General features: G+C 44.5%; 31 protein-coding genes and 1 pseudogene. 15 read left to right on the forward strand and 17 right to left on the reverse strand.

The annotated features are described in order from the left end of the window. The coding region (locus tag NWF01_05230; GenBank protein MCW4024422.1) for a hypothetical protein at window positions 1–351 on the forward strand (351 nt) is incomplete at its 5' end. 100 nt (window positions 352–451) lie between these two features. Here the strand turns inward: NWF01_05230 and NWF01_05235 are convergent. Continuing rightward, a complete protein-coding gene (locus NWF01_05235) occupies window positions 452–931 on the reverse strand; it encodes a hypothetical protein (GenBank protein ID MCW4024423.1) in 480 nt (159 codons plus the stop codon). A 236-nt stretch (window positions 932–1,167) separates the two neighbouring features. Between NWF01_05235 and NWF01_05240 the strand changes: the two genes are divergently transcribed. Further along, window positions 1,168–1,362 (forward strand): hypothetical protein, encoded by a 195-nt coding sequence (locus tag NWF01_05240; GenBank protein MCW4024424.1) that lies wholly within the window; start codon window positions 1,168–1,170, stop codon window positions 1,360–1,362. Window positions 1,363–1,436: 74 nt separating this feature from the next. Here NWF01_05240 and NWF01_05245 read toward each other — a convergent pair whose 3' ends face one another. Continuing rightward, on the reverse strand, window positions 1,437–4,331 hold the full coding sequence (locus tag NWF01_05245; GenBank protein ID MCW4024425.1) for a GNAT family N-acetyltransferase: 2,895 nt from the start codon (window positions 4,329–4,331) through the stop codon (window positions 1,437–1,439). Between the two features lie 215 nt (window positions 4,332–4,546). Further along, window positions 4,547–5,266, reverse strand: coding sequence for a winged helix-turn-helix transcriptional regulator (locus tag NWF01_05250; GenBank protein MCW4024426.1), 720 nt, complete (start codon window positions 5,264–5,266; stop codon window positions 4,547–4,549). A gap of 126 nt (window positions 5,267–5,392) precedes the next feature. On the opposite strand from NWF01_05250, the gene NWF01_05255 reads away from it, so the two are divergent. Continuing rightward, entirely contained in the window at window positions 5,393–5,605 is a 213-nt protein-coding gene (locus tag NWF01_05255) for a hypothetical protein (GenBank protein ID MCW4024427.1), read from the forward strand. Between the two features lie 5 nt (window positions 5,606–5,610). On the opposite strand, the gene NWF01_05260 is transcribed toward NWF01_05255, so the two are convergent. The 3 genes and pseudogenes from NWF01_05260 to NWF01_05270 form a co-directional block, all read right to left on the reverse strand. Continuing rightward, a complete protein-coding gene (locus tag NWF01_05260) occupies window positions 5,611–6,027 on the reverse strand; it encodes a hypothetical protein (GenBank protein ID MCW4024428.1) in 417 nt (138 codons plus the stop codon). Window positions 6,028–6,058: 31 nt separating this feature from the next. Beyond that, a pseudogene (locus NWF01_05265) lies at window positions 6,059–6,670 on the reverse strand (nitroreductase family protein). A gap of 414 nt (window positions 6,671–7,084) precedes the next feature. Beyond that, complete coding sequence (locus NWF01_05270) at window positions 7,085–7,690, reverse strand: hypothetical protein (protein ID MCW4024429.1); 606 nt, start codon at window positions 7,688–7,690, stop codon at window positions 7,085–7,087. Window positions 7,691–7,949: 259 nt separating this feature from the next. Between NWF01_05270 and lsrF the strand changes: the two genes are divergently transcribed. From lsrF to NWF01_05290, 4 genes are all read left to right on the forward strand, one after another. Next, complete coding sequence (lsrF, locus tag NWF01_05275) at window positions 7,950–8,744, forward strand: 3-hydroxy-5-phosphonooxypentane-2,4-dione thiolase (GenBank protein ID MCW4024430.1); 795 nt, start codon at window positions 7,950–7,952, stop codon at window positions 8,742–8,744. 20 nt (window positions 8,745–8,764) lie between these two features. Beyond that, window positions 8,765–9,796 carry an alcohol dehydrogenase catalytic domain-containing protein gene (locus tag NWF01_05280; protein MCW4024431.1) on the forward strand — a complete coding sequence of 344 codons (1,032 nt, stop codon included), beginning with the start codon at window positions 8,765–8,767 and terminating at the stop codon, window positions 9,794–9,796. 24 nt (window positions 9,797–9,820) lie between these two features. Further along, on the forward strand, window positions 9,821–10,438 hold the full coding sequence (locus NWF01_05285) for a nitroreductase family protein (protein MCW4024432.1): 618 nt from the start codon (window positions 9,821–9,823) through the stop codon (window positions 10,436–10,438). 124 nt (window positions 10,439–10,562) lie between these two features. Then, window positions 10,563–11,588 carry a PKD domain-containing protein gene (locus NWF01_05290; protein ID MCW4024433.1) on the forward strand — a complete coding sequence of 342 codons (1,026 nt, stop codon included), beginning with the start codon at window positions 10,563–10,565 and terminating at the stop codon, window positions 11,586–11,588. Between the two features lie 42 nt (window positions 11,589–11,630). Here the strand turns inward: NWF01_05290 and NWF01_05295 are convergent, their stop codons facing one another. Further along, window positions 11,631–12,020 (reverse strand): methionine-R-sulfoxide reductase, encoded by a 390-nt coding sequence (locus NWF01_05295; protein MCW4024434.1) that lies wholly within the window; start codon window positions 12,018–12,020, stop codon window positions 11,631–11,633. 61 nt (window positions 12,021–12,081) lie between these two features. Further along, complete coding sequence (locus NWF01_05300) at window positions 12,082–12,321, reverse strand: hypothetical protein (protein ID MCW4024435.1); 240 nt, start codon at window positions 12,319–12,321, stop codon at window positions 12,082–12,084. Between the two features lie 148 nt (window positions 12,322–12,469). On the opposite strand from NWF01_05300, the gene NWF01_05305 reads away from it, so the two are divergent. Continuing rightward, entirely contained in the window at window positions 12,470–12,703 is a 234-nt protein-coding gene (locus NWF01_05305; protein ID MCW4024436.1) for a hypothetical protein, read from the forward strand. A gap of 70 nt (window positions 12,704–12,773) precedes the next feature. Then, complete coding sequence (locus NWF01_05310) at window positions 12,774–13,055, forward strand: hypothetical protein (GenBank protein ID MCW4024437.1); 282 nt, start codon at window positions 12,774–12,776, stop codon at window positions 13,053–13,055. 206 nt (window positions 13,056–13,261) lie between these two features. On the opposite strand, the gene cobJ is transcribed toward NWF01_05310, so the two are convergent. The 9 genes from cobJ to hemA are packed head-to-tail and all read right to left on the reverse strand — an operon-like array spanning window position 13,262 to window position 21,317. Beyond that, window positions 13,262–13,948 (reverse strand): precorrin-3B C(17)-methyltransferase, encoded by a 687-nt coding sequence (gene cobJ / locus NWF01_05315; GenBank protein MCW4024438.1) that lies wholly within the window; start codon window positions 13,946–13,948, stop codon window positions 13,262–13,264. Between the two features lie 35 nt (window positions 13,949–13,983). Further along, window positions 13,984–15,069 carry a cobalamin biosynthesis protein gene (locus tag NWF01_05320; GenBank protein MCW4024439.1) on the reverse strand — a complete coding sequence of 362 codons (1,086 nt, stop codon included), beginning with the start codon at window positions 15,067–15,069 and terminating at the stop codon, window positions 13,984–13,986. Next, window positions 15,070–15,834 carry a precorrin-4 C(11)-methyltransferase gene (gene cobM / locus NWF01_05325; protein ID MCW4024440.1) on the reverse strand — a complete coding sequence of 255 codons (765 nt, stop codon included), beginning with the start codon at window positions 15,832–15,834 and terminating at the stop codon, window positions 15,070–15,072. Beyond that, window positions 15,831–16,598, reverse strand: a complete 768-nt coding sequence (gene cobI / locus NWF01_05330) for a precorrin-2 C(20)-methyltransferase (GenBank protein ID MCW4024441.1) — start codon at window positions 16,596–16,598, stop codon at window positions 15,831–15,833. Before cobI ends, cobM begins: the two co-directional genes overlap by 4 nt. Further along, window positions 16,595–17,203 carry a precorrin-6Y C5,15-methyltransferase (decarboxylating) subunit CbiT gene (cbiT, locus tag NWF01_05335; protein MCW4024442.1) on the reverse strand — a complete coding sequence of 203 codons (609 nt, stop codon included), beginning with the start codon at window positions 17,201–17,203 and terminating at the stop codon, window positions 16,595–16,597. The genes cobI and cbiT overlap by 4 nt, the downstream gene beginning before the upstream one ends. Before the next feature lie 20 nt (window positions 17,204–17,223). Next, window positions 17,224–17,880, reverse strand: coding sequence for a precorrin-6y C5,15-methyltransferase (decarboxylating) subunit CbiE (cbiE, locus tag NWF01_05340; GenBank protein ID MCW4024443.1), 657 nt, complete (start codon window positions 17,878–17,880; stop codon window positions 17,224–17,226). Beyond that, entirely contained in the window at window positions 17,862–18,962 is a 1,101-nt protein-coding gene (cbiD, locus tag NWF01_05345; protein ID MCW4024444.1) for a cobalt-precorrin-5B (C(1))-methyltransferase CbiD, read from the reverse strand. The genes cbiE and cbiD overlap by 19 nt, the downstream gene beginning before the upstream one ends. Before the next feature lie 2 nt (window positions 18,963–18,964). Then, window positions 18,965–20,011: a sirohydrochlorin nickelochelatase gene (gene cfbA, locus NWF01_05350; GenBank protein MCW4024445.1), complete on the reverse strand. Its 1,047-nt coding sequence runs from the start codon at window positions 20,009–20,011 to the stop codon at window positions 18,965–18,967. After that, window positions 19,995–21,317, reverse strand: a complete 1,323-nt coding sequence (gene hemA, locus NWF01_05355; protein ID MCW4024446.1) for a glutamyl-tRNA reductase — start codon at window positions 21,315–21,317, stop codon at window positions 19,995–19,997. Before hemA ends, cfbA begins: the two co-directional genes overlap by 17 nt. A 181-nt stretch (window positions 21,318–21,498) precedes the next feature. Here hemA and NWF01_05360 point away from each other — a divergent pair, with 181 nt between their 5' ends. From NWF01_05360 to NWF01_05385, 6 genes are read left to right on the forward strand one after another with little or no spacing between them, the layout of a single operon-like run. After that, entirely contained in the window at window positions 21,499–22,155 is a 657-nt protein-coding gene (locus NWF01_05360; protein MCW4024447.1) for a bifunctional precorrin-2 dehydrogenase/sirohydrochlorin ferrochelatase, read from the forward strand. Continuing rightward, entirely contained in the window at window positions 22,152–23,132 is a 981-nt protein-coding gene (gene hemB, locus NWF01_05365) for a porphobilinogen synthase (protein MCW4024448.1), read from the forward strand. The genes NWF01_05360 and hemB overlap by 4 nt, the downstream gene beginning before the upstream one ends. Beyond that, window positions 23,114–24,415, forward strand: coding sequence for a glutamate-1-semialdehyde 2,1-aminomutase (gene hemL / locus NWF01_05370; protein ID MCW4024449.1), 1,302 nt, complete (start codon window positions 23,114–23,116; stop codon window positions 24,413–24,415). The genes hemB and hemL overlap by 19 nt, the downstream gene beginning before the upstream one ends. 1 nt (window position 24,416) lies before the next feature. Further along, a complete protein-coding gene (gene hemC, locus NWF01_05375; GenBank protein ID MCW4024450.1) occupies window positions 24,417–25,352 on the forward strand; it encodes a hydroxymethylbilane synthase in 936 nt (311 codons plus the stop codon). After that, the gene (gene cobA / locus NWF01_05380; protein MCW4024451.1) at window positions 25,339–26,094 is read left to right on the forward strand and encodes a uroporphyrinogen-III C-methyltransferase; all 756 of its coding nucleotides are present in this window, start codon (window positions 25,339–25,341) and stop codon (window positions 26,092–26,094) included. The genes hemC and cobA overlap by 14 nt, the downstream gene beginning before the upstream one ends. After that, on the forward strand, window positions 26,070–26,891 hold the full coding sequence (locus NWF01_05385; GenBank protein ID MCW4024452.1) for a uroporphyrinogen-III synthase: 822 nt from the start codon (window positions 26,070–26,072) through the stop codon (window positions 26,889–26,891). The genes cobA and NWF01_05385 overlap by 25 nt, the downstream gene beginning before the upstream one ends. Window positions 26,892–26,893 lie beyond the last annotated feature (2 nt).

A 26,893-nucleotide genomic window follows, 5' to 3' on the forward strand; every position in this document is an offset into this window, starting at 1 on the left:
GGCAAATTAAATCAAACAGTCATCAGCCAATACGAAGTCACCGACTGGCCATATGACCCATACACAGTATACACTTGGAACTGCAACACAACACTACCACAGCTACCAAACGGAACACACAACATAACCATCTACGAAGGACCCAACCGTGACAGCCCTAAAGTGTACTATACCCCCCTGCTAACGTTCTACTTCACCATCAACGCGACAGCCCCAACCAGCACGCACCCCAACCTAACAGAAACCACCACACTAATCACAGGCACAGTTATTGCATCCGTGGTTGCTGCTACAGGCGTGGCAGTGTACCGTTTTAGGCACTCTAAACCAGCCAAAACACAGCCAATTTAGGGTTCACTTGGTTGTTGCTTTAAAGGGAGGAAGGTCTAAGGCGGAACAACAGCGCTTTTTATTTTAGTATTAAGGCTTATCAAAACAAGATAATTCCAATTTAACAATCTTTGATTTCAATAATGCAAGTTGCTGGCGGTCCATAATTTGCTTGCCCCTTAAGTTCAACTGTAACTGTGTAGTTTCCTGGCATCACTTGAGTTCCATTCTCGAAGATGTTGTTTTGGTGCCAGTCGATAGTTCTGTATAAAGTTGTATTATGAGGCGGAAATGATGGTCCTCCGTAAAGGTGAGGCGACTGGCCAAAGATGTCTGCCCAGACATTGTGGATACCGCAAGTATAGCTGTAGGGATAGAAGACACGCCAATTTTGCGGGTTATAAACATAGATTGAAAAGTGCACTGTTTCGCCCGGACTGTATGATTGTTTATCAGACGTAACCGTAATTTCAACAGGTCCCGGACTAGCATAGGTTAGCTGGAACACAACAAAACCAGTCAGGACTAAGACAAAAACAAGTACTACTGTGCAGAGTTTTTTGTATTTCTTTGGTTTTGTTTGCATAACAGAATTTTTCATCAATTTTTGCATCATATTAAGTATAAAAAATACAGCATATAAAATTTTAGAAATTCTTTGGTTTTTAACAGTCTTCTTTGCAGGCAGAACCTTAAAACAGGCAACAAAATCAACCGAGAATGACTATACGAACCTATTTGGAGCCTAATAGCCAATGTATGCAGAAACGATAGAGAGAGGTCTTGAAAAAGCTTTTAAGTCAAAACCGAACAACAAGAATCAAGGGGGCGCTTTAAGTGATTAAAACAAGCTTTGTACTGATTCTTCTTTGTTGCCTGTTAATTGTTTCGGCTTTTGTCAGTTTAGCATCAGCCAATCCAGTAAGAACTGGCAGAGGAGACGTTGACCCCGCTATAATTATTTCAGTTGTTATGGTACCATCCCTTGTGGGACTTTTTGTTTTATACCTGATTCGCCGCAGACAAACATAAACAGAAAAACTGACCCAGCAGTTACGGGTTAATTTTTTAGAGATTTAAGAAAAAACAAAAAATGAAAGAAAGTGTTATGCTGATGCTGGAGCTACTTCTTTAGATTCTTTGGCTTCTTCTTTTTTTGGAGCAGCTTCTTTTGCTGGTGCGGCTTCCGCTTTGGGGGCTTCTTGTTTTGCTGATTCCTGTTTAGCGGCGGGGGCGGTTTCTTTGGGTGCTTCTGCGGCTTGTGCACGGAATACGGCGACGTTTTGTGGTCTGAGGCAGCGTGAATCGTAGTCTTCATCTTGGAGGTCAAGGGTGCCTTTGACTGTGCCATCCTTTAAGTATTCAATCTTGAAGCCCATCTTCTTAGTTAAGCTGAGCGCGCGGTAATTGTCGGGCAGCATGATAGCGTAAACTTTGGTGATGCCTTTTTCGCGGGCGATGTCAAGCACGTAATCAACGATTTTTGTGCCCAAGCCCAAGCCTTGCCATTTGTCGCTGACAAGGAAGGACATTTCGCCTGTTTCACCTTCAATTTCAAAGTTTAAGCGACCCACACCAAGCAGTTTACGTTTGCCTTGCTCAACGATTTCCGCGACGATAGCGACTTCTCTGTCGTAGTCGATGTTGCAGTAGCGGACGCGGACTTCGTGGGGTGTGTCTTTGAGCATTTGGAAGAATCGGTATCTGATGGATTCCTCAGAGAGGCTTTGGAACATTTCCAGCCACATAGGTTCATCCTCAGGCTTAATTGGACGCAACAGTACTTCTTGCCCATTCTTTAGAGACCATAGTGCCTCGTACTTTTTGGGATAGGGGCTGATGACTAAGTGCTCGTGGGGTTCAACTTTTTTGCAGATTTTGTCTTTGTCAATGACGATTCGGGCGTCAAGGATGCTTATGTCGTTTTGGTGGATAAGCAAGGGGTTAATGTCTATTTCTTTGATTTGTGGGAAGTCAACCAGTAAGTCACTAAACAGCAGCATGGTTTCTTCCAGACGCTTAATGTCTGCTGGTGCAGAACCTCTGTAGCCTTTGAGAAGACGATAAATCTTGGTTTCACCCATCATCAGCTTAATCAATGTAGAGTTCAATGGCGGCAAGCCGATTGTGTAGTCTTTGAAGAGTTCAACACCTACACCGCCCATACCGAACAAAATGATTGGACCAAACAATGGGTCAGTTTTTGCACCCAGAATCACTTCAGTGCCTTTCTTGTCAACCATTGGCTGCACAGTGACACCGATGATTTGTGCGTTGGGGTTGTAAGCGTTTGCACGTTGAATTAGCAACTCGAAAGCTTCACGAACCTGTTCTGGACTGCGAACGTTAAGGATAACGCCTCCAGCATCGCTTTTGTGAACAATTTGTGGAGAAAGAATCTTTAGCACAACTGGGAAACCCATTTCATGCGCGTACGCGATTGCTTCATCAACTGTGTTTGCCGCTGCGGTTCGGACAACTGGGAAGTTGTAGTATTTGAGGATTTTTTTAGCTTCGTCCTCGGTGAGGATTTCTCTTCCTTCAAATGCTGCGTTTCGCAAAATCACCATGATTGGGCGTTTTGGCGGTGCAACATCAACAGGTAATTCTTCAGGGGTTTCATAGAGGAGACCAACGTTGCTTTGGTAGTGGTACATGGACATGTATGTTTTAATGGCTTGCTCAGGTGTGCTGTAGGTTGGAATATTGTTTTGGTTTAGGATTTTGTTTGCTTCTTCGACAGCACCAAATCCGATAAACGAGGTTAGCACCGTCTTGTTTTGGTATGGCTGAGATCTAACCAGTTCTGCTATTGCTTTTGCGATTTCAACTGCCTCGGAAACCGCTTGCTGAGTGAAAATAACCAAAACACCATCAACGTTTTCATCTTTTAAGCATGCTTCAAGCGCGGCTTTGTAACGGTCATGCTTGGCATCACCCAAAACATCAACTGGGTTACCGTGACTCCAAAACGGTGGCAAAACAGCATTAAGAGAATCAATGGATTTCTGGCTGATTTTTGCGATTTTTCCTCCGTGGGCAATCAATGAGTCAGTTGCCATAACTCCTGGCCCGCCAGCGTTAGTGATAACTGCTAAGCGTGGACCTTTAGGAAGCGGCTGAGTGCCCAAAACCTCGGCTGAATTGAATAAATCTGCGATTTCATCAACACGGACAACACCTGCACGTTTGAAAGCAGCATCGTAAATGTCATCTTCACCTGACATTGAGCCAGTGTGTGACGCGGCTGCCTTTGCGCTTTCTGCAAATTTGCCTGATTTAATAACAATGATTGGTTTGGTTCTTGCGAAGTGTCGGGCTGCACTCATGAATTTACGGGCTTCGGTTAAACCTTCAACGTACATGAGAATGCTTTTTGTTTTTGGGTCACTGCCAAAATAATCAATTAAATCGCCAAAGTCAACGTCAAGCATGCTGCCGACAGAAACGAAATTGCTAAAACCAATGTTTTCATGAATTGCCCAGTCCAAAATTGCTGAACCCAACGCGCCGCTTTGAGATAGAAACGCGATGTTTCCGGGTTTGGGCATTTTGTCCACAAAAGTAGCGTTTAAGCCTATTCTTGGTCGGATGATACCGATACAGTTGGGACCGATTACGCGGATTTTGTTTTTCTTTGCGATTGCCGCAATTTGGTCTTCCAAAGCTTTTCCTTCTGGACCAGTCTCTTTGAATCCAGCTGAAACAATAATTACGCCTTTTACCTGTGCTTTTGCACATTCCTCCATTACTGCTGGAACAGTTTTTGCGGGGGTAGCAATTATTACCAAGTCAATTGGTTCGGGAACCTTGTCAACTGATGGATAAGTTTTTACGCCGAGAATTTCAGGTTTTCTGATGTTAACGTAAAAAACTTTGCCTTCAAAGCCATGTTGAAAATTCTTCACTATTGCATATCCAACTGAGCCTTCAGCATCACTTGCGCCGATAATAGCTACGCTTTGAGGATTAAAGATTTTATCAAGATTTAAAGTAACCATGCTGATATCTTCCTTGTTTTAAGATACTTCGTCCTTTTCGTTCGTGCTTTTCAGCAAATTAAATGTTGCGTATCGTGGCTATAATTCTTAACTTCTCAACCTTAATTTTTTGGGGTTATGAAATGTTCATAACTGATTGAATAAGGGTGAACACAAATAGACTATTTAAGATATTGTTAATATAGCGCACAAACCCAAAACCAAAAACCAGTCAATTAAGCTGGAACACTTTTTACAATCGACACACAATCGCCCAACTGTGCCGTGGATGTTTCATCTAATTCATAAATAATTTTCAAGCCTTCACTGGTCTGCAGCACAAACCCGCAATCACGCAACCGTTTCATTTGCCAAGTCAACGCCTGAGAAGAAACCGCAACCTCATCAGCTAACCTGCCATGAGATAACCGCTTTCTGCGCAATAAAACCTCAACAATCCGCCGTGCTGTCCCGTGTCTGAGCAGAGAAATCCAAGTCATCTCTTTCTTGGAAAAACGCTTAGAAATAAAAAATCGCTTGTAGCGACCGTCTCTGACAAATGAAACCAATCCAGCTCGCACTAAAACACCTAAATGATACTGTGCAAGTCCAACAGGAACACAAAGACCAGCACAGAGAACCCTAAAGGAAACTCCGGGGTTTTGGTTGACAAAATTGTAGATTTGCATGCGGGTTGTGTTAAAGGCAACTGCTGCATCAGCAAACCCGTTGTGGGTTGGAATAGAAAAAGTTGACGTAACCGCAAAAAACAGGGGTTTTTCAAAGCCAAACAGGTGTAGGCTATCGGCTACTGAGTACGTATGCAGTTTTTTGACGGGTTGGTTTTGGCTGTTGCTGGTTAGAACAAAGTTTTTTTGTTGATGCAATGTGGCGGCAAAGCAGATGACAAGGATAATTATGAGCAGGGATGCAACTGTTGCTTTTTTGAAACCCAAACTGTAACTCTCCACCCAAAAGGTGTATTCTTGCTGGTTTTTATTGGTATTTGTAAACAAATGTACTAGAAAATGGTATCTAAAAACGCTTATAACGTCTGCTGAGGTAGCTTCTTGCGATGTAGCATGACGCTTGAAGGGTATGTAGAGTATAAACGTAGAGAATTCTGCAAAGACATCAAATGCCCCGTACAACTGGAGTTAAACCGGCAATCTGAAGGCTCCTCTGAATATGAGCAAACACGCAAAAAATGCAGCAACGCCTGCCTCTACACCACATGGCAGTTCCATCACTGGCTCATAGAAAAAGGATATTTAATCTTAAAACCAAACCAATAAGGGCACTAATTTTTCAGAGCCTTCACCTGGAATTGGGTTTTGGCGGTTTTGATTTCGCGGTAAGCCTTGAGAGCGAACGTGATTGTTAGTACTGAGAAGACATACATTAGTATGGTGCCCCACCAGTTGCTCACTGGGTCATGTGGTCCAAAGTCTGCCATTTGACTTAAAGCCGCTACAATGAATACGGACTGTAACACTATAAAGACGGCATCCAAACCAACCATGCCCATGAGTGCTATTCTTTTGCCTAACAAAAATAGGGCGGTAAAGATGCCAACTAGACCATATATCAGAAGAACCGTCAACGTGCTTTCAAAGTCATTGAAGCGGTACTGATCCATTCCAATCAAGTATCCACCAAAAAACAAACGGAAAAGCAAGATCACAACTAACGCTTTACCACTTCCAGTGAGCTCCACCAGACCCCTCCTTAAACAGTTAACTGGATACCTATATCCATTTGATTGCAGGTTCTTTTTTGATAGGTTTGATTGAATCCAGAGCGGCTGCAACTTCTGGGCTAGGATTGACTTTAGGGTAGCCAAGCAGGATAGGTCCAAATATTGCTTCATCCTCCTTTAGCTCAAGAGCTTGCACGATTTCAGCGTTACCTTTGACCATTCCGCCAAATCCAACGTAGCAGCTTCCCAGACCCAAGGATTGTGCAGCAATCATCATGTTTTCGCATGCAAGCAAGCTACTAAACGGGTTGTTAGCTGGACTGACAACGAAGATAATTACGGGTGCGTTGTAGTAGATTACGTCTTTGGGTTCGTCAATGGCATCGTAGAGGAGTGTTGCCATTTTGTAGAGTTCAGGTTGAGCCTGCTTTAGAGGTTCAATGGTTTGTTTCCAGAATGGCAATGTTGTTTGGAGAAGTTTTTGTTTAAATTAAGAGTTTTCGACTACAACAAACCTCCATGGCTGCGAGCGAGTCATAGACGTGAATGGCGCCTGATTACCTGCCTCAATTACTTTTTCAATTAATTCTTTGGGGACTGGTTTTTGTTCGTAGACCCTTGTGGATCTTCTGTTGTTTATTGCGTCAAATACTTCATTCATGATTTCATCACTGTCAAATTAATCCTTTAACCATGCGACGGAAATTGTGTTTCCATTAAGCTTTCTAAAGGTTTACAATGTTTTGTAATGCAAGCGTAAAGAAGTAAACAGAGAGACCTGAGAAGAAAAAGAATAAGCCAACTCCAATTGGTGAATCCAACCTAACATTTTCTTTACCATTTCTAAATCCACTTCTTCACCTCCATCAACGGTCTCTTAAGATTCTCCACTAAATCTTGTGATTATACTTCTGTGGAAATGATTAAGATTCAAACGTAATAATTCTAAAACACATTTATGGTTAACATGTGCTCAATCGGTTTATACAATTAAGTTTTATAAATGTTATTTGTTTCCAAAATTTATAGCCATTCAGAATCTAAATAGCCAAAAAGAGATGAAAGATGGATAGAATTAAGCTTGTGTTGCAGTAACCACTACATCATAGCTGTAGCTGAAAGCTTGGTCAGGCGTGTAATCTGAAGTTGTAGGTGTTAAAAAAGCAATCATGGACATATAGTAGGCTTTTCCAGGTTGTATGGGTTGCTGGTCGGTGGCTTGCTCTGAGAAGTGGCTGCCCGCGATGGTTCCGTACCAGCCACAGTTCAACGTTAAATCCATATCAGAAGGAATTTTCTTGTTGGCTACAGATGCATTAACCGTTATGGGCACATTGCCATCGTTACGAACTACGATGCAGGTGGCTGTCCAGCCAGCGTTGTGACCTGTTAGGGGGTCTACGACTACGGTGTTGACTCCGCCATTAAGTGACCCAGTGGTTGATGTGGGAAAAGATTCCCCGTTTGGAGTGAAAAGGGTGAATTGGATTGTTTGGCTACTGCTTGAGGTCGGTGTGGGTATCGGTGTAGGTGTTGGCGAACCAGAGGGGGGAACATTGTGTGGATATTTTGAGTTACCTTCAATGTGAATTGTCAAAGTTTTTGTTAACACCGCAACAACTATAGGCAGAGTTATCACTAAAGCCACTATAATGGCTAAAATTAGCAACTTTCGTTTCAACTATTTCACCTCTAAAAAAGCCGATGATTAAATGTTGTTTTGGGTTGATTTATACCTGTGTTTCAACCTGAAAAAACAACATTACGTTTTTCAGAAAATAAACCCTCTAAATGTTGAAAAACAAAAAAATCAAAAAACAACCCGCACAAACCCTTAGCCTTCGCGGTCAAGCAAACAGGGCAGCAAACAACGGATAATACATCGTTTGAGCATAAAGTTATTTAATTCTTAAACCAACTGCTCTCTCGAGGAAAAAGTTATGGAATGGGGTATGAAAAACCGATTAAGCAGGCTTATCCAGAAAGATGGAAAAGCATTATTTTTACCAATTGACCACGGATACTTCCAAGGACCAACACACTGCCTTGAACATCCCGCAGAAACAATCAAAAATATTTACCAATACGCAGACGGCATCATGCTCACACGTGGCGTCCTGCGAAACTGCATCGACCCAGCAATCGAAAAACCCATCATCATGAGAGTTAGCGGAGCAGTCTCCGTCGTAGGCGAAGACCTAGCCAACGAAAGCATCGTTACATCCATCCAAGAAATAATCAGGCTAAACGCCTCCGCGGTTTCCATGTCCGTTTTCGTGGGCAGCAAATACGAAAACAAAAGCCTAAGCAACCTATCAAAACTCGTTGATGAATGCGAGGACTATGGCATTCCAGTTATGGCAGTAAACGCGGTAGGCAAAGAACTGGAGAAGCGTGAGGCAAGGTATTTGGCGTTGGCTGCAAGGATTTCTGCTGAAATTGGCGCCCGCGTGGTTAAGACTTATTATTGTGAGAACTTCCGCAAGGTTGTTGATGGTTGTCCCGTGCCCGTTGTGATTGCTGGTGGACCACGAACGGAAACCCAAAAGGAAGTTTTCGATTTTGTCTATGATGGGATGCAGGCTGGCGCTATCGGCGTGAATTTGGGCAGAAACATTTGGCAAACAGAGAATCCAGTGGCGGCAATTCGGGCTATTCGCAGTATAATTCATGACAACTACACCGCACAGGAAGCAGACGACCTCTACAATCAAGTTATAGCAGGCAAAGCCTAACCCTTTTTTGGTGAACCCTCATGCAGGTCGCCGTCTACTACAACAATCATGACGTCCGAATCGAAGAATTATCCAAACCCACAATCACTGATGAAGAAGTTCTGCTGAAAGTGATGGCAAGCGGAATCTGCGGAAGCGACGTTATCGAGTGGTACCGCGTTCCCAAAGCCCCGCGTGTGCTGGGGCATGAAGCAACCGGCGTCATCGAAGATGTAGGTGCAAACGTTAGGGGCGTAAAAGTGGGTGACCGCGTGTTTGTTTCGCATCATGTTCCCTGCAATGCTTGTCGACACTGCGACCGTGGACACCACACCGCATGTCAAACCCTGCACACAACCAACTATTACCCCGGCGGCTTTAGCCAATACATCAAAGTCCCCAAAATCAACGTGGACTTTGGCATCTACAAGCTACCTGACCAGATGAGTTTTGAAGAAGGCACCTTCATAGAGCCATTGGCGTGCGTTGCGCGTGGGCAACGTTTGGCAAAACTGCAAAAGTCCGATTCTGTGCTAATAATCGGTAGCGGGATTTCAGGGATTTTGCATGTTCAGCTTGCCAAATTTAAGGGCGTCAAAAAGGTGGTTGTCGCAGACATTAACCCGTACCGCATGGAACTTGCCAAGAAATTCGGCGCTGACGATGCAATCAACGCCAAAGAGAACCTGCCTGAGAAACTCAAAGACACCAATGAGGGACGCTTGGCGGATGTAGTGATTGTCTGCACTGGAGCAACCTCTGCTGCTTTGGCGGCGCTTGATTGCGTGGAGCCTGGTGGAACAATTTTGTTCTTTGCCGTACCTGACCCAACCGTGAAGCTGCCTGTCCCGATTAATCAGTTCTGGCGAAACGAAATCACCATGCAAACCAGCTACGGCGCGGCACCTGTGGATTTAGAGGAATCCTTGGCGGTGCTTGCAACGGGACGCCTAAACATCAAAGACATGATAACACACAGGCTCAGCTTGCAGGATGCACAGGAAGGCTTCCGATTGATGGCGGAAGCAGGCACCAGCCTCAAAGTCATCTTGCTGCCAAACAGCAATCCCTAAAAACCAAAACCCCAATTTTATTTTATGCCAAACACAACAGATGCCATACGTAAACGCCGCAGCATCAGAAAATTCTCACCTCGACCCGTCCCCAGAAAGCTGGTTTTGGAAGTTTTGGAAGTAGCAGGTTGGGCTCCTTCAGCACATAATGTTCAGCCATGGCGATTTATAATTTTGGAAGATTTGAAGGCGCGGCGGGAATTAGCAGAGGCAATGGCTAATGCACGAGCAACTGACTTGGCTAAGGATGGCATAAAAATCTCCGAAGTCGACTACAAAGCGTCCACGCAACGATTCGCCGACGCCCCCGTCCTGATTCTGGCGTGTCTCTCCATGGAAGACATGAAAAAATTTGCGGACCCAACGCGGCAGGGTTTTGAGAGGGATTTAGCTGTGCAAAGCTTGGGCGCGGCAGTGCAGAGCCTGTTTTTGGCTGCTTATCAGAAGGGTTTGGGCGGTTGTTGGTATTGTGCCCCGATTTTCTGCAAAGACACCGTTAGGCAAGCCCTAAAAATTCCTGAAAATGTAGAGCCAGCAGCGTTAATAACTCTGGGTTATCGCGCCGATGAGCCGCCAGTACCAAGCAGAAAACCAGTTGAAAAATACTGTTTTCTGGATTGCTGGGGAGAAAAACTGAGGTAAGTGAATTAATAATTGTTAGTCAAATTTGCTACACATCTTTGCCTTTATAGTCAAAGCGTGTAATCCATTTAATCGATGAAGTATGCTCAAATCAATTAAATTATCAATGTGTTTTGTAGCCCTCATGTTGTTTATTATAGTTGTGAACACTGAGAGTGCATATGCAAATAATCTACCAACAGCGGTTTTGCCTTCTCAAGAGCACACCTGCAACGAAGGCGACTATCTTAGCATCCAATTAAACGGAAGCGGTTCATATGATCCAGAAGGAAACTCGTTGCATTACCGATGGGACATTGGAAACACAGGCGTATGGACGCCATGGTCTACCTCAGCCGTCACAAGCATAACAAGGCAATTTCTCGTTAACACAACAATAGAGGTAAAACTTAAAGTTACAGATGGCTTACTTGAAAGCACAACCACTGCAACGGTAAGTGTCACCGTTAATAATCTGCCACCCACCGTAAATGCTGGTCCAGATATTCAAGCCTACCCTAACATACCCGTTGAGTTTAAAGGAAATTACTCAGACCCAGGCAATGACGTTACCGAAGTAACATGGGATTTTGGTGATGGAACAACAGCGACAGGAACACTACTACCTACACACATCTATACCGCAACTGGAGATTACACTGTTTCCTTAATAGTAACAGACGCTCAAGGTGCCACGGCAACAGACCAGTTACTTGTACAAGTTCAAACGCGACCATCATCTGAAGTATGCGATGCATCAGGAAACCCAAAAAGCGTATTCTGGGAAAACGAACAAGTTTATGTTAAAGGAATAGACTTACCACCAAACACGGACATACCTGTTTACGTAGTGAGTCATACCACTTGGAGCGATGGATTGCCTTTATCATCGTTAACTTGGCAGTCAGGCGCTTTGGTGTATACAGATTCTTCGGGTGCGATAGTACCAACTATGATTTGGGAGCCGCGTTTGTTAAGTGGGTACTATGATGTTTTCATTGATGTAAATTCCAACTCGGTTTACGATGAAGGAACAGATAAACTGATTAATTTTCAACTTGATGAATCCTACGGGTTTTTTGTTACCCCTGAAACACCTTTTGGAGCACTGGCGCCTTTCCTTGCAGGCATCGCCGCATTTGGCATATTTAAACTAAAAAAACAAGAATAAATCCTCCAATACACCTTTTTCTTTTTTTAAGAAAAAACAGTGTTAAGCTTTTTTGTCTGGGATGAAATCCATTGAGATAGAATTTACGCAGTGCCGAGTATCTTTTGAGGTGAAGCCTTCACCAGTAAAGACATGCCCAAGATGTGCTCCGCAGTTAGCACATTGAATTTCAGTTCGCACCCCGTCGGCGTCAGGCAGACGTTTTACTGCTCCAGGGATTTCGTCCTCAAAGCTTGGCCATCCACAACCTGATTCGAACTTGCTCTCGGAACGGTAGAGTTTTGCGCCGCAACGTTTGCAAACGTAGGTGCCTTTGTCCCAAAACGCGTAGTATTTGCCTGTGAATGGGGTTTCGGTTGCCTTGCTTTCTATGACGCTTTTCTCTTGGGAAGTTAATTGTTTGTGAACTGGGTGTTTTTGAGAAGTCGACATAAAAACCACATTGTTAATTATGTCTGGCTGCACAAAAAGACTTTGGTTACCGCAACTGTTTTTACTGTTTTTTGTAGACTATTAGTAACTCTTCAAGTTTTGTTGTTTCCAGCTTGTTTTTGTGAGCAATTTTTTGGACGCAGTCTTCGAGTATTTGGTTGTTTTGGCTGTCGATTTGGATTTGTATGCCTTCAGAGAGACCGTTGGTGGGTTTTAGCATAAGCGTTATAGATTTTCCATGCAGACAAGGACATTTTTCAACAATCTGCTTGATTATTTCTACTGCTTTTTCTCGTTCCAATTTTTACCAGCAATCAAAAAATTTAAAATTTAATATTTATAGCTCATTCCCAAATTCGACATATCAACCAAACCAGTTTTCACACCCAAATTCGAACAAAAGAGACTTTTATCTGAAACACCTTTAAAGAACCAGAAAGGTAGTGCGGTTGAAGAGGCAAAAAACACTGGCTTTGTTACGGGAAATCTTAGAAGTAACAAACCAAGTTGACGTTGAAGCCATCACCTTACTAAAAGACAACAATGGGGATTATGCCCTAAAAATTAATTGTTTTGTGGATGACACAGTATTGAAGCTTATTCAGCCCATACTCAAAAGAAACAACTTAACCCTCAAACACAACTGCCATTTTATCATTATATCTTCAACCAAAAACGAATAAAACCCTTAAAGGAGTGGAGTTCTGAAAACAGATATAAGACTGCCGCGGCTTTTTCTATTTGGGGTTTTTTATGGTTGAAATTACACGTTTGTTTTGGAAAAGAGTCTACTCTTCTGATGGAGTTTTACTTGGAGAAGTCAACAGCGCAGACCTTGATGAGGCAACATGGCAAGTCAAAAGCTTTTTTGTGGTTTTAACAGACGAATCCATTGAAAAATTTGGTTTCCGTCGCCCTTTTCTGGGTAAAGTAATTGTGTGCCTACCGGTAGCCACCATTGATGCATTCAAAGAGCACTTGATGCTAAAAGTTCCCTTCAAAGAACTAATGACCCTAAAAGAATGCAAAGAATAAACAGTTACTATCCACCGCAGGGACGAAAAGAAAAAAGGTTTAGAAAATCCAAATTACACTTCACAAACCAACCTATTTGGAGCCTATTAGAAAGTCTATGCAGAAACCATAGAGGGCTCTACAAAGCTCTGAAAGGAGAGGGCTGTATTGGCGCGTTTTCTACCCAAAAATTAGTGCAACAAAAAAGGACAGTGTGTGAGGTACCGCTAGATGTCGTAGCCTCTTGCAGTAACCATTTTGCCCTCAACAACCCGCGTCATCGAGTTGCCCACGACAATCGTGGTTACCATGTCAATTTCGCAGTTGAGCAGGTCCTTGAGTGTGGTTATGGTAGCTTTTTCGCCTTCACGTCCCGCCTGCCTGACGATGCCGACGGGTGTGTCAGGGTTGATGTGTTTGAGCATTATCTCATACGCCTTCATCAACGGCTCGATGCGTCCTTGACTTTGCGGGTTATAGAGCACAATTGAGAAGTCCGCAGATGATGCAGCTTCGAGACGTTTTTCAATTTTTTCCCAAGGAGTCAACAAATCGCTTAAGCTGATAACGGCAAAATCGCTGATTAGGGGTGCCCCCAAAATGGCTGATGCTGCTGTTGCTGCGGTAACACCTGGCACAATTTCAACTGGCACCTTAATTTTTTCTTGTGCAGCAACCTCTAAAACGATGCCTGCCATGCCATACACGCCTGGGTCTCCACTGCTAACCATCACAACTGCTTTGCATTCTTGGGCTTTGTCTACGGCGATTTTGGCGCGTTCTACTTCTTTGCCCATTGTACCAGAATAAACTTCTGCGTTTTTGCTTATGATACCCTGTATTAGTTTGATGTATGTACCGTAGCCCACGACGACATCAGCGGTTTCTATTGCATTTTTTGCTTTAGGTGTCAAGTGTTCGGCGCTGCCTGGTCCGATGCCGACAACGCTTATTCTGCCTCTGCTAATGCTACAGTCACCCCGTTCTGTTTGGTTTTTTTGAGAATCAACTTGGAATTGTTTCCTGCTGCTAGTAATGCTGCTCGTTCACAAACTCCTCCTACACCAATCTTTTCCATAACCATTTTTGAATCAGGTGAAAGCTCACCCGAACTAACATTGCTCAGTTGCTCTGCACTGAAAAACTGCAAAGGCAACCCCATATCCGCAAACGCTTCAACCAGTGGTTTTGAGTCCTTTTTTATGTCAACCGTTGCTGCGCCATTAATGCGGGACAGGGGCAAATTTGCTGTGGCTAAGGCAGCTTTTACTGTTTTTATGATGCGTTCTTTGCTGATTACTTTTCTTGCGCCTACGCCTACAACGATTTTTTTAGGTTTCAGAATCGTAAAGGGCTTAACAAACTTGGCAATCGAGAGCGGTTTTTGGGCAACGATTATGCCTGCATCGTAAGCGCTAATGATTTCCATGGCTTGTGCTCCATTCTTTGCCTTTTTTACTTCAAAGCAACCCACGTTCTCCAGCGGAACCTTCACATCACCAACCAGCACCAAAACCAAACTGTCACCATTAACAATCGCCGTATTCACAGCAACTAAACTCTCAGGATTCTTTATAGAAAAATGCATAATCCTTGCAAGTTCATCAACACTCAATTTCCCAGAAACCTCAGTTGCTGTAGTAATCACTGCTTCTGCGCCGATGCCACCTGCGATAATTTTGGTTAACTCATTAGCGCCACCAAAATGCCCCGAGAGCAGACTTATCACAAATTTTCCAGTCGTATCTACACCAACAACTGCGGGGTCAGAAAGTTTGCTCTCCAACATTGGGGCGATACTGCGGATGATTATACCTGTTGCCATAACCCCAACCAGCGCGTCCACGGTGTTGTAAGTGTCCCTGATAAAAGCGGATACGGGTTCTTGGATGACCGTGACTCCTTTTTGACTGTATTTTTTAGGAGCATAAACAATGGTGGATATGCCCCGCTGCTGTAGTGTATCTTTGATTTGTTGTGCGGTTTCTACACCGCGTCGTGTAATTGCAACAACTGCGACTCCATTAGCATACATTCAAGTTTCGCCTTTCCTAAATCCAGTAGTGAACTTAGGGTCATAAAGCTTAGATAAATCGTACGCTTGCGGATCCAAAACCCGACCAACAAAAATCAAAGCAGTCTCCGTAATCCCCTCAGCCCGCACCTTTTCCACAATATCTGCTATGGTACCTTTCACGATTTTCTGCTCAGGCCACGTTGCCTTATACACAACCTGCACAGGAGTATCTTTGGGGTAACCGCCAGCATGCAAATCCTCCATCACACGCGCAATATGCGGAGTGCCAAGGAAAATAACCATGGTTGCTTGGTGCACGGCGAGTTTTTGGATGCTTTCTGCCTCGGGAACAGGTGTTCTGCCTGCAGGTCGCGTGATTATGACGGTTTGGCTGATGTTTGGCAGGGTTAATTCACGGTTAAGCGCAGCTGCACCACCCAAGAGGCAGGTGATGCCTGGAATTCTGAAGTACTCTATGCCTTCTTTGTCCAGTGCTGTCATGACTTCTTGGATTGCACCATAAAAGCTTGGGTCACCATCATGGAGCCGCACGACCAGTTTGTCTGCTTTAACGCCTGCAATCATTACTTTAAGCATCTCTGGCAAACTCATCTTTGCACTATCATAGAGTTCCGCATCCTTTTTGCAGTACTTGAGGTATTCAGGGTTAAGAAGACTGCCTGCGTACACGACAATGTCGGCTTGTTCAAGGTATCTTTTGCCTTTGAGTGTGATAAGCTCGGGGTCACCTGAGCCTGCACCAATGATAATTACTTTATTCATTTTTTATCACTTTTACCGTTTTGTTTCCAATGAATCGGAACATCACTTTTCTTAACAATCACCACTGAGAAATAATCCTCAGAAATATCCCAGCCAGCTACATCGCCCAGTTTGCCCACGTATACTTTCTCATTTGGCAACGTACAGCGCTTTACCAATGCAACTGTTGAATCAGCATTAAAGCCTGAACGCAAAAGCAACGGAACAAACTCTTTAACACGAAAAGCACATTTCATGAAGACCAAGTTTTCTGCATGTTTAGCTGTGTCCTCAATAAGTGCGGGGTCAAGGTCTGTTGGCATAATCGTGACAACCTCGTCTTTTTCTGCCAATGGTAGATTGCTGCTTGCTGCTGCCGCTGTTACGGAGGTTACGCCTGGGATGATTTCCAGTTCAATTTCGGGGTACGTCTCTTTTAGGCACTCATACAGGTACAAAAAAGTGCTATACAGCATGGGGTCGCCAAGGGTGATGAATGCGACTGTGCCCTGTTTGGCTTTGGCTGCGACGGTTTGGGCGCTTTCCAACCAGAGTTTGCGGTTGTTAAGTTCATCTTTGGTCATGGGAAACACGAGCTCCACCACTTCTGCGGGTTTTGCTCGTTCGTCAAGAACCTGTTTAACTATGCCGAGCGCCATGCTGGGTTTGTTTGCGTGGGGTTTAGGAATACAGATGACATCTGCGGTTTTGAGGGCTTTGGCTGCTTTTAGCGTTAATAGTTCGGGGTCGCCTGGTCCAACGCCGATTCCAATAAACTTTTTCATGTAGTTTCCCTCGTTGCTGAAACGATTGTTATTGGGTTTCTTGCCATCATCATAGTACCTGAGTCAACCTGTTTTCCTTTAGCTATCAAAACCTGTGCTACATCAATGTCTTTGAAGCCTAACTTTTTGAGTTCAGCTATAGCGGTGCATGCGGTTTCCAGCAGAATCGCATTAACAACCACTCTACCTGAGGGTTTGAGTTTTTGCTTGCAAACGGTCAGAACTTCGTGTAGGTTTTTGCTTCCGCCCACAAGAACCGCATCAACCTGAGGCAGCTTTTCTAATGCTTCAGGAGCCTTGCCCTGAATTATGGAAACAACTTCTTGTACCTCAAATTTTTCGATGTTAGCTTTTGTTAATTTTGTTGCTTCTGGGTTTTCATCAATTGCGTAAATTTTTCCTGTTGGAGCAACTTGGAGCGCGGCTTCAACGGTTAATCCTCCCGTGCCACATCCCACATCAATCACGGTGCCGCCAGTGTTTAGGCGTGCTTTGCTTATGGTTATCACTCGGATTTCTTCTTTGGTTGGTCCAGGAACCAAATCATTTTGTATGAACAGTTCGTCTGGTATTCCTGAAGTCTTGTAAGTCCACGTTTTTACCATTGGTCTTTCCCTTTAGAGATTTACTGTGAATTTTTGATTACCATAACACACAACGAGGCAACCTTTATGCCTGTAACCTCAGAAAGTGTGGTTTCTGTGATCTTCTCATTTTCTAAGGTTAGGTTTTCACACAAGAAAACCCGTGTTTTTCCATCTATTCTTCTGCGAATAAGGTAGCCTGTGATTTCGCTGGGCGGAAACGCTTTAGGGTCAGGCAAAACAAACACGTTTTTGCCTAAACGAACAATCTCGGCAAGTTCGCCTTTTTTTTCTTCGGTTGCGCCTTCATGGAAACTCAGCAGTCTTACGTTATCCCAAAGCATACCAAGCCGTGCTGCGCATACCTGCAGTGAACTGACTGCTGGAACCACATTAACCTCACTTGGAGAAAGCAGGTTACGTTCCAAAACCGAGCGTAATAATCCTGCGAATCCTGGGTCACCTGTTGATAGCAGCACAGTGTTCACGTTTTTTGCTGAGTCAACTGCAAGTTTTAGTGTTTCTTCAACGTTTTGGGCAGTTAAAACTTTAACTTCGCCTGAAATGTGCTCTTTAACTAAGTCTATGCTTCTTTGTGCGCCTATAACCAGTTGTGCTTGACTAACCACCAATTTTGCGGCTTCTGTTACGTAATCCGGGGAACCCGGTCCAACTCCAACTATGTTAAGTTTTGCCAAGGTTTATTGCACCGTGCATTCTGGTCCATTCCAAGGACTTTTCCATCCATTGCTACAATAATCACGTTTATCTTGATTTTGTTTTCTAATCTGTCACTCACCCGCTGATGCACCCGATTGGCAATCCGCTCATAAGTCGGCTCCAACAGGTCAGCTTGCCGCAAAATCTCACTTGCCTCATCAGTAGTGTTAGCTGATAGCAACTCGTTTATGGTTTGGGTTGATGCGCCCACCGCGCCAGCATAAGAAGCGATAACTTCGTTGCGGGCATCCCCCATCTTATAATGTGTGTTAAAAATGTTAGCTGCTAATTTGACAATTTTTCCAGAGTGCCCAAGCAGAATGATTTCTGGTACACCTTTCTCGACAGCTTTTTCAAGCATATAGCCGACAAAGTCGCCTGTTTGGACAATCGCGTCACCTGGTGCTCCGAATTGTTCTTTTGCAATTCGTTCTCCGATGTTTCCGGGAACAACAAAAATGCGTTTGTAACCTTTGGCTAAGGCAACATCAATTTGAGGAACCAATGAGCGTCTGCATGCATCTGAAGAGAGCGGTTTAACCACGCCTGTTGTACCCAAAATGGAAACGCCGCCTTCAACGCCTAGCTTTGCATTCATGGTTTTCTTGGCAACCAATACGCCCTCTGGCGCGCTGATGATTACTTCAACGCCTACTCCTTGAGGTAAAACTTCTTTGACTGCCTCAGTTATCATGCTTCTTGGCACAGGATTGATTGCTCCCTCACCAACTGGAACCTGCAGACCCGGCTTAGTGACTTTTCCAACACCTACGCCGCTTTTGATTGTCACTTGCCCGTCACCGGTTAACTTCACTGTGGCGGTTATATCCATCTTATCGGTGACATCAACATCTTCACCTGCATCCTTAACCACAACTGCTTCTGCCATGCCTTCACCGAGTTTTCGGCTGGATTTTATAGGAACCTCAAAACGCAAACCAATCGGCGTGGGAATAACAACCCGCTCAACAGGCGCATTTAAGGCGGCTATTGTTGCTGCTTTTGCTGCGGCTGCTGCGGTTGCTCCTGTGGTTATGCCGTATTTGAGGAACCTAGCCATTCCTAATTTTCCTCTGCCATACCCAAAAGCGCGTTGAAAATGGCTACGGCGATTGTGCTTCCGCCCTTGCGTCCTTTGATGATGATGTATGGAACTGGGAGTTTTGCGATGGCTTCTTTGGATTCTGCTGCTCCGACATAGCCAACCTCTGTTGCAACAATTAAGGCGGGTTTAGCTTTGCCTGCCTCAACAAGTTGTGCTAGTTCAAATGCTGCTGTTGGAGCGTTTCCTATAAGAAAAATTGCGCCATCAGCACCATCTTCGACTGCTAATCGTGAAGCTGCAGTGGAGCGTGTTATACCTTCTTCGTTTGCCATTTTTATGGCTTGCTTATCTTCAACGTATGTGAGGATTTTTATGCCAAACTTTTCCAGACGTGTTTCGTTGATGCCTGCCTTAATCATTTTTACATCAGTGATTACTTTGGCTCCTGCTTTAATAGCGGCAACACCTGACTCAACGGCTGTGTCGCTGATTTCCAGTAGTTTAGCAAATTCGGGGTCAGCTGTAGTGTGAACGACCCGTTCAATGATTGAGGCATGCGTGTTTGGTGCTTTTTTGAGTTCATCTTGGATTTCTGGGCGGATTAACGTCATGCTTTTGTCAAAAATTTGTTTTCCAGCAAAAGGCGTAACAATTGGTTCATCGGTTATTTTTTGTCCAAGAGCTTTTAGAGCTTTTTCTTCTAAAATAACGGCTATGCGTTGGTCTGCACCGATTGGTTCGCCATAGTATGTTTTAATTCCTTTGGCTGAAAGCTGCGATTGCTTATCTTTTACTTCGATGAGTTCAGGGATTTCTTGGGTTGTATGTACGCCTTGTGCGATAAAGGCAGGAACCAAAACGATTTTGTTTACGCCTTTTTGGACTACAGTGTCTATTGCTTCAGAGATTGTGGGTGTGTTGCGCACCATAAAAGAGATTTCAACGATGCTGAAACTGGAGTTTTTGCGCATGTTTTCGGCTAGTTTTTCAAGGTTTTCTCTGTTATGGGGCAGTTTGCTTCCATGCCCAATGAGGATTAATCCTACTTTATCTTGTTTTGTCATCAACTGATTTCTCTCCATTTTTACCAAACAATTTAACTGCTGTTTCGATGAGTTGTTGGTCACCGTTAACTGCTGCTGCACGCAAATTTTCCACTATAGGAACAAAGGTTTGCTTGAGCAGTATACTGGTTAAATCCTCAAGCACTTTACGCTCTTTTTCATTCACTTCTCCCAGTATGCTTAGGGCTTTGGCGAGCGCTTTTTGCCTGACTTCTTCGGTGTGTGAAAGTAAATCTGAAATAATCAGCCTCACTGACTGGCTTTTCACGTCACAGGTTAACTCGTCAAGTTCTTCTTGAATGATTGATTCAGCGGTCTCTGTGCACTTTTGTCTTTCCAGCTTATTTTTGTCAGTGATTACCTGTAAATCATCAATGTTGTAGAGTTTAATACCTGAAATTTCTGTAACTGCTTTTTCCACGTTTCGGGGATTAGAAATATCTACTATGACTAAGTCGTTTTTGTTTGTGCGTTTGGTTTTCAGTTTAGAAATAATTTCTTTAGTTAACAGGTAATGCGGTGCCCCAGTTGAACAAATAACCACGTCAGCATCAACCAAAACATTCTCCAACTGGTCAAACTTTACTGCTTGCCCCGAAAGCTCCTCTGCCAGCCTTACTGCGCGATCATGTGTTCGGTTTGCAATAAAAATGGGACTCAGACAACGCCTCGCCAATGCTTTTGCAACTAGTGTACCTATTTCTCCAGCACCCATAACTAGGATTTTCTTGTCTTCTAGGCTTCCTGTTATGGTTGCTGCCAGTTCAACTGCTGCTGAACCAATTGAAACAGCGCCTTTGTTTATGCCTGTTTCTTTTCTCACGCGGTTACCCACTTTTATTGCCCTGTTAAACATCAGATTTAAGATTGGCCCGGCGGTTTTAGCTTTTTCCGCTTCTAAATATGCATCCCAAACTTGATTTAAAACTTGATCTTCGCCGATAACCATTGATTCTAAACCAGAGGCAACCCGCAATAAATGACCCAGCGCTTCTTGATCCGATGAAGTTTCAATCGCGCCTATAGCTTCCTGCGAGCATGACCCAGCACGGTTAGCTAAATAGGTCTTTGCCAAAACCAGAGCATCAAAGCCATCTTCACAAACCAGATAAAGTTCAATGCGGTTGCAAGTCTGCAAAATCAGTGCTTCTTCAAGACTGCTAAATAAATTGAGTTCTTTGAGAGCGGATTCTTTGTCTTTGAATGCCACAGCTTCCATTAACGGCACATGCGCCGTTTTGTGTGTTATTCTGACGTTGATTATGTGGTCAGTCTTCGCTGAGGCATTCATGGTTGGATAAACCATCCCGCTTAAATATAAGGCTTCTGTAAATAAAGGCGGAGGACGCTTGGTGGGCGGTAAAAGCTACGACAGCAATCACGCTTTATTCCAACTGGGTGAAAAAATTCAAAAATCCGCTCACCAAGTATAACTATAACCCAATTACATTTAATGGACGCTGGCAAACTTGCTAATTGACCTAAAATTGAATGACAAAACCGTTTTCGTAATCGGTGCAGGTGCAGAAGCCCACCGAAAACTCCTCAACTTTTCGGGTTCAGGAGCAAAAATCTGGGTCATAAGCAAAACCTTCTCCAATGCCATTCAAGAACTAAGTCAAGAAAAAACGTTAAGCCTGCTTCAAACCGAAATCCACGATGCCCAATCCTTCTTTGACAGCCTCAACCCAAAACCCGATATCTTGCTAGCTGTAACTGATAATTCCGCACTTAACCGTGAACTGGTAACGGTTGCTAAAGCCGCAGGATGCATAGTATACTGCGTGGATAGCCCTGATTTATCAGATTTTATTTTTCCTGCGGTTGCGCGGTTGGGTGAGGTGAAGGTTGCGGTTTCAACTTCAGGTCAAAGCCCTGCGATGGCAAGGGAACTTAGGCAACGCATTGAACGGTTAATCACACCAGAGGATTTGCTGGAAATAGAGCTACAAAAGGATATGCGTAAGGTTGTTAAGGAAAAAATTCCAAGTCAAAAAGACAGAAGCCAGATTCTTCACGAAATCCTAAATAACCCAGACATTAAAAAACTCATAAAAGAAAACAAACTCAAAGAGGCAAAAGAAATCGCCCTTAACCATTTAGAAAAACAAGTTACCAATAATCATGAGGAGACCAAAAAATGAGTTTTCCAACCGTACGAATGAGAAGACTACGCAAAACCGCTGCGATGCGGCAAATGCTCAATCAAGTCCACATCCAACCCAGCAACCTAATCTACCCAATCTTCGTGGATGAAACCATCAAAAAACCCGCAGCAATCACCTCCATGCCAGGCTACAGCCGCCTGCCACTGGGGCAAGTAGCAGCAGAAGCTAAACAGGCACAAGATTTGGGTGTTAAAAGCGTGATTTTGTTTGGTGTTCCCACCAAAAAAGATGAGCAAGGCACCAGCGCTTACGCTAAAAATGGTGTAATCCAAAAAGCCACACGTGAAATCAAAAAGGAACTTGGCGACGCAATGGTAGTTGTGGGTGACGTGTGTCTGTGTGAGTACATGAGCCATGGTCACTGTGGCATAATCGAAGATGACCAAGTTCTAAATGACCAGACCTTGGATGTTTTAGGCAAGGTTGCCGTGAGCCAAGCTGAGGCAGGAGCAGATATTGTGGCACCTTCCGCAATGATGGACGGACAAGTCGGCGCAATCCGCGAAGCCTTAGATGATGCAGGATTTGAAATGACCCCCATTATGGCTTACTCCGCCAAGTACGCCTCAGGTTTTTATGGTCCCTTCCGTGAAGCCGCTGAGTCCACGCCAAAATTTGGTGACAGACGTAGCTACCAAATGAGCCAAAGCAACATCGCAGAAGCTCTGCGGGAAATCGAACTCGACATTGCAGAGGGCGCAGACATGGTCATGGTTAAACCCGCCCTTGCATACCTAGACATTATCGCCTTGGCAAAAGCCAGCTTCAACGTACCAATCGTTGCCTTCAACGTGAGCGGCGAATACTCCATGGTAAAAGCCGCAGCACTCAACGGATGGATAGACGAAAAAACCGTCGTTAACGAAGTCGTAACCAGCATCAAACGAGCAGGAGCCGACCTCATAATTACCTATCATGCTAAAGATGTGAAATCATGGTTGAATCAGCAATAAGCAAATCAGCCGCGCTCTTTGAACGAGCCAAAAAGGTTTTGCCTGGCGGCGTAAACAGTCCCGTTCGAGCTTTTGACCCATATCCCTTCTTTGTAAAATGCGCTAACGGCTCCAAACTGGTCAGCGAAGATAACCAATCCTATGTGGATTACTGCATGTCTTATGGCGCGTTGCTCTTTGGGCACGCATATCCCGAAATAATGGATGAAGTAAAAAGCCAGCTCTCAAACGGGACACTTTATGGTGCACCCACTAAAAGAGAAGTTGAGCTTGCTGAGTTAATCCAAAACGCTTCACCCTGCATGGACATGCTACGGCTGGTCAACTCAGGCACAGAAGCCACAATGCACGCCATCCGCGCCGCAAGAGGCTACACGGGACGCAAAAAAATCATCAAATTCGAAGGAGGCTTCCATGGCTCCCATGACAACGTGCTAGTCAAAGCAGGTTCAGGAGCATCAACGTTTGGCACACCCACCTCACTTGGTGTCCCCCAAGAAACCACACAAAACACCATTGTGCTATCCTACAATGACATCGAATCCTTAGAAAATGTGCTGCAAAAGGAAGGCAACGACATCGCCGCAGTCATTATCGAGCCTGTAATGGCAAATGTCGGATTGATTTTGCCAAAAAAAGATTACCTGCAAAAACTGCGTAAACTAACCAGTCAGTATGGTGTCGTGTTGGTTTTTGATGAAATCATCATGGGATTCCGCTTGGCACTGGGTGGCGCTCAGGAATATTTCAACATTACCCCTGACATGGCAACGCTGGGAAAAGTTCTCGGCGGCGGTTTTCCCTTGGCGGCGTTTGGCGGTAAAAAAGAAATTATGCAAAACATTTCCCCTGTTGGCAAGGTGTATCAGGCGGGAACATTTAGCGGCAACCCTGTTTCAGCAACTGCAAGTTTTACTGCACTAAGCATTTTGAGCCAAAAGAAAAACCAGATTTACCCCACACTCGAAAAGAACTGCACCCAACTGGCAAAGGCTTTGTCAGATTTAGCCCAAAACTACAAAGTACCCGCGCAAGTCTACAACATTGCCTCACTATACCAAATATTCTTCACTAATACGCCAATCACAGATTATGGCTGCGCTAAACAGTCCAACATTAACATGTTTAATGCGTACTTCCACGAACTCCTAAAACAAGGAGTCTTCATTCCACCAGCACAGTTTGAAACCTGCTTCCTCTCAACCGCACACACCGAAGAAGACCTGAAATTTACAATTAATGCTTTTGACAATGCACTAAAAGCTGCAAAAGGAGCAAATTAGGATGATTTTGACTGTTGGGACACGAGGAAGCAAACTGGCAGTAACCCAAACCGAACGAGTTCGTGCACAACTCAAAGTTTTGCATCCGCACTTAGAGTTTAAACTAAAAATTATCAAAACCACAGGAGACAAAGAACACGGCAAACCCCTCTTCACCATTGACTGCAAAGGTCTTTTCGAAAAAGAAATCGACCAGCAAGTCGTCTCAGGCGAAGTGGACTTTGCAGTACACAGCCTAAAAGACGTGCCCATCGTAGAGCAGCAAGCAGGAACCATAATCGCCGCAATCCCCAAACGAGACTCACAATGCGACGTTTTCATCTCAAAAAACAATACCCCCCTCAAAGACTTACCCGCAAGAGCAGTCGTTGGAACAGGCAGCCTACGCAGATTGGCAGAGCTCAAGTTTATTCGCCCAGACCTTGAAGTGGAACCCATCCGTGGAAACATTGACACACGCATCGGCAAAGTCCGCAAAGGCGAACTGGCAGGTGTAGTGATTGCTGAGGCAGGGCTAGAGCGGATGAATTTGAAATCAGAAATTGCCGAGCGCTTACCCTTAGACCAGTTTCCATCAGCGGCGGGTCAAGGTGCATTAGCGATTGCTGCTAAAGAAGGCAACAAAGACGTAATTGCGCTTCTTGAGGGCGCTAACGATAAGGCATCCCGAGCAGAGATTACGGCTGAGCGCAGTTTAGTATTGGCGCTGGAAGGTGGCTGCCGCGTGCCTATCGGCGCAGTTGGAAAAGTCACGGGTGATGAGTTATCCTTGTTTGGCTGCGTTTACTCACTTAAGACCCGAAACAGGATTACCGCATCTGCTAAAGGTAGCTTAAGACAAGCTGAAGAACTCGGCAGACGTGTTGGCACGGATTTGATTGCTCAAGGAGCTAAAGAGTTTGAAAAAGAATGGAGAGAAACCTATGGCACATGGTAAAGTGTATCTTGTAGGCGCAGGACCAGGCGACCCCCAATTACTTACAATCAAGGCAGTTAAAGCAATAAAAGATGCAGACGTGCTCATCTACGACAGGCTAGTTGGACCTGAAATCCTTCTTTTAGCGCCCGAAAAAGCAGAGATGCTCTACGTCGGTAAACGCACAGGCAAACACGAAGTTCCCCAAGACAAAATAACTGAACTAATCGTCGAAAAAGCCCAAGCAGGCGGCAACATTGTACGCCTTAAAGGTGGTGACCCATTCATTTTTGGCAGAGGCGGAGAAGAAGCCGAAGCCTTAGCGGAAGCGGGTATCGAGTTTGAGATTGTGCCAGGCGTCAGCTCATCAGTGGCGGCGCCAATGTATGCTGGAATCCCCTTGACGCATCGGGATTATGCGGCTTCTGTTGCCATCATAACTGGGCATCGTGCAGGTGATGCTGAAAAACCTGTGGACTGGGTGAAAATCTCCAATGCGGTGGATACGATGGTGGTTTTGATGGGCGTAGAATCGCTCGATGGCATCGTTGGTAAACTCTTAGACGGGGGAGTCAACCCTGAAAAGCCCGTTGCTATTGTTCAGTCAGGAACGTACCCTGAGCAGCGTACACTAATCAGCACCTTAGGCACCATTATAAAAGAAGCACAAGAGCACGACATCAAGCCGCCATCAGTCATTGTTATCGGTGAAGTAGCCAATTTAGGGAGGAAACTGGCATGGTTCAAAAAACCCCTAACCTAAACGGAAAAACCATCGCAATCACCCGTCCAGCAGGGCAAATCCAAGAAGCCCAAGAGCAAATCACCGCGTTAGGCGGCAAACCCTACTTTATCCCAGCCATAGAAATCAAAGGTCTAACCGACTTTTCCCAAATAAAACAATTCATCACCGAACTCAAAGCGGGCAGCGTTGATTGGGTTGTTTTCATGAGCACCAACGGCATCAAACATCTCCTCGAAGCCGCAAAAACCCTCAAACAAACCACGGATTTGATGACTGGGTTGGCAACATCGTTTGTGGTTGCAGTTGGTCCCAAAACGGCAGAGGCTTGCCTTGATTTTGGTGTGCATGTGGATATGGTTCCTGCTAAATACAGTAGTGAAGGCTTAATCGAAACCATAAAAGACATGGACTTGCGAGGCAAAAAAATCCGAATCCCAAGAACCACTAGTGCAACCCCCATCCTTAAAGACAAACTCAAAGAAATGGGGGCAGATGTGCAGGAAATTTATGTTTACGAGTCAGGCTTACCCGTGGACGAGGAGCTTAAGGCGCGTTTTTATGAAGATTTATCCACAGGGCGAATTGATGCGGTAGTGTTTGGTAGCGGCTTGAGCGTAAAAAACATTTTTAAAATGCTCACCGAAAAAGCAACGCCCCAACAGGTCAAAGCCCTTCTGAATGGTAAAGTTACGACGGTGGCTATTGGTCCAACTACTGCTGAAGCTCTAAAGGAATTGGGCGTGAAGGTTGATGTGATGCCGCAGAATTACCTGTTTGAGCGGGCGCTATCTGATTTAGTCAGGTTCTGGGGCTAAAA

It is taken from the genome of Candidatus Bathyarchaeota archaeon (genome assembly GCA_026014585.1).
Classification (GTDB): Archaea; Thermoproteota; Bathyarchaeia; order Bathyarchaeales; family Bathycorpusculaceae; genus Bathycorpusculum.

What these genes read in the sequence shown, in the direction of transcription:
- cobM (MCW4024440.1), bottom strand. Translation starts at nt 15,834, where the DNA reads ATGAATAAAGTAATTATCATTGGTGCAGGCTCAGGTGACCCCGAGCTT.
- NWF01_05255 (MCW4024427.1), top strand. Translation starts at nt 5,393, where the DNA reads ATGACGCTTGAAGGGTATGTAGAGTATAAACGTAGAGAATTCTGCAAA.
- NWF01_05235 (MCW4024423.1), bottom strand. Translation starts at nt 931, where the DNA reads ATGAAAAATTCTGTTATGCAAACAAAACCAAAGAAATACAAAAAACTC.
- hemA (MCW4024446.1), bottom strand. Translation starts at nt 21,317, where the DNA reads ATGGTTTATCCAACCATGAATGCCTCAGCGAAGACTGACCACATAATC.
- NWF01_05385 (MCW4024452.1), top strand. Translation starts at nt 26,070, where the DNA reads ATGGTTCAAAAAACCCCTAACCTAAACGGAAAAACCATCGCAATCACC.
- hemL (MCW4024449.1), top strand. Translation starts at nt 23,114, where the DNA reads ATGGTTGAATCAGCAATAAGCAAATCAGCCGCGCTCTTTGAACGAGCC.
- cbiD (MCW4024444.1), bottom strand. Translation starts at nt 18,962, where the DNA reads ATGGCTAGGTTCCTCAAATACGGCATAACCACAGGAGCAACCGCAGCA.
- lsrF (MCW4024430.1), top strand. Translation starts at nt 7,950, where the DNA reads ATGGAATGGGGTATGAAAAACCGATTAAGCAGGCTTATCCAGAAAGAT.
- NWF01_05310 (MCW4024437.1), top strand. Translation starts at nt 12,774, where the DNA reads ATGGTTGAAATTACACGTTTGTTTTGGAAAAGAGTCTACTCTTCTGAT.
- NWF01_05280 (MCW4024431.1), top strand. Translation starts at nt 8,765, where the DNA reads ATGCAGGTCGCCGTCTACTACAACAATCATGACGTCCGAATCGAAGAA.
- cobI (MCW4024441.1), bottom strand. Translation starts at nt 16,598, where the DNA reads ATGAAAAAGTTTATTGGAATCGGCGTTGGACCAGGCGACCCCGAACTA.
- cobA (MCW4024451.1), top strand. Translation starts at nt 25,339, where the DNA reads ATGGCACATGGTAAAGTGTATCTTGTAGGCGCAGGACCAGGCGACCCC.
- NWF01_05290 (MCW4024433.1), top strand. Translation starts at nt 10,563, where the DNA reads ATGTTGTTTATTATAGTTGTGAACACTGAGAGTGCATATGCAAATAAT.
- NWF01_05245 (MCW4024425.1), bottom strand. Translation starts at nt 4,331, where the DNA reads ATGGTTACTTTAAATCTTGATAAAATCTTTAATCCTCAAAGCGTAGCT.
- hemC (MCW4024450.1), top strand. Translation starts at nt 24,417, where the DNA reads ATGATTTTGACTGTTGGGACACGAGGAAGCAAACTGGCAGTAACCCAA.
- NWF01_05285 (MCW4024432.1), top strand. Translation starts at nt 9,821, where the DNA reads ATGCCAAACACAACAGATGCCATACGTAAACGCCGCAGCATCAGAAAA.
- cbiT (MCW4024442.1), bottom strand. Translation starts at nt 17,203, where the DNA reads ATGGTAAAAACGTGGACTTACAAGACTTCAGGAATACCAGACGAACTG.
- NWF01_05295 (MCW4024434.1), bottom strand. Translation starts at nt 12,020, where the DNA reads ATGTCGACTTCTCAAAAACACCCAGTTCACAAACAATTAACTTCCCAA.
- hemB (MCW4024448.1), top strand. Translation starts at nt 22,152, where the DNA reads ATGAGTTTTCCAACCGTACGAATGAGAAGACTACGCAAAACCGCTGCG.
- cfbA (MCW4024445.1), bottom strand. Translation starts at nt 20,011, where the DNA reads ATGACAAAACAAGATAAAGTAGGATTAATCCTCATTGGGCATGGAAGC.
- NWF01_05320 (MCW4024439.1), bottom strand. Translation starts at nt 15,069, where the DNA reads ATGTATGCTAATGGAGTCGCAGTTGTTGCAATTACACGACGCGGTGTA.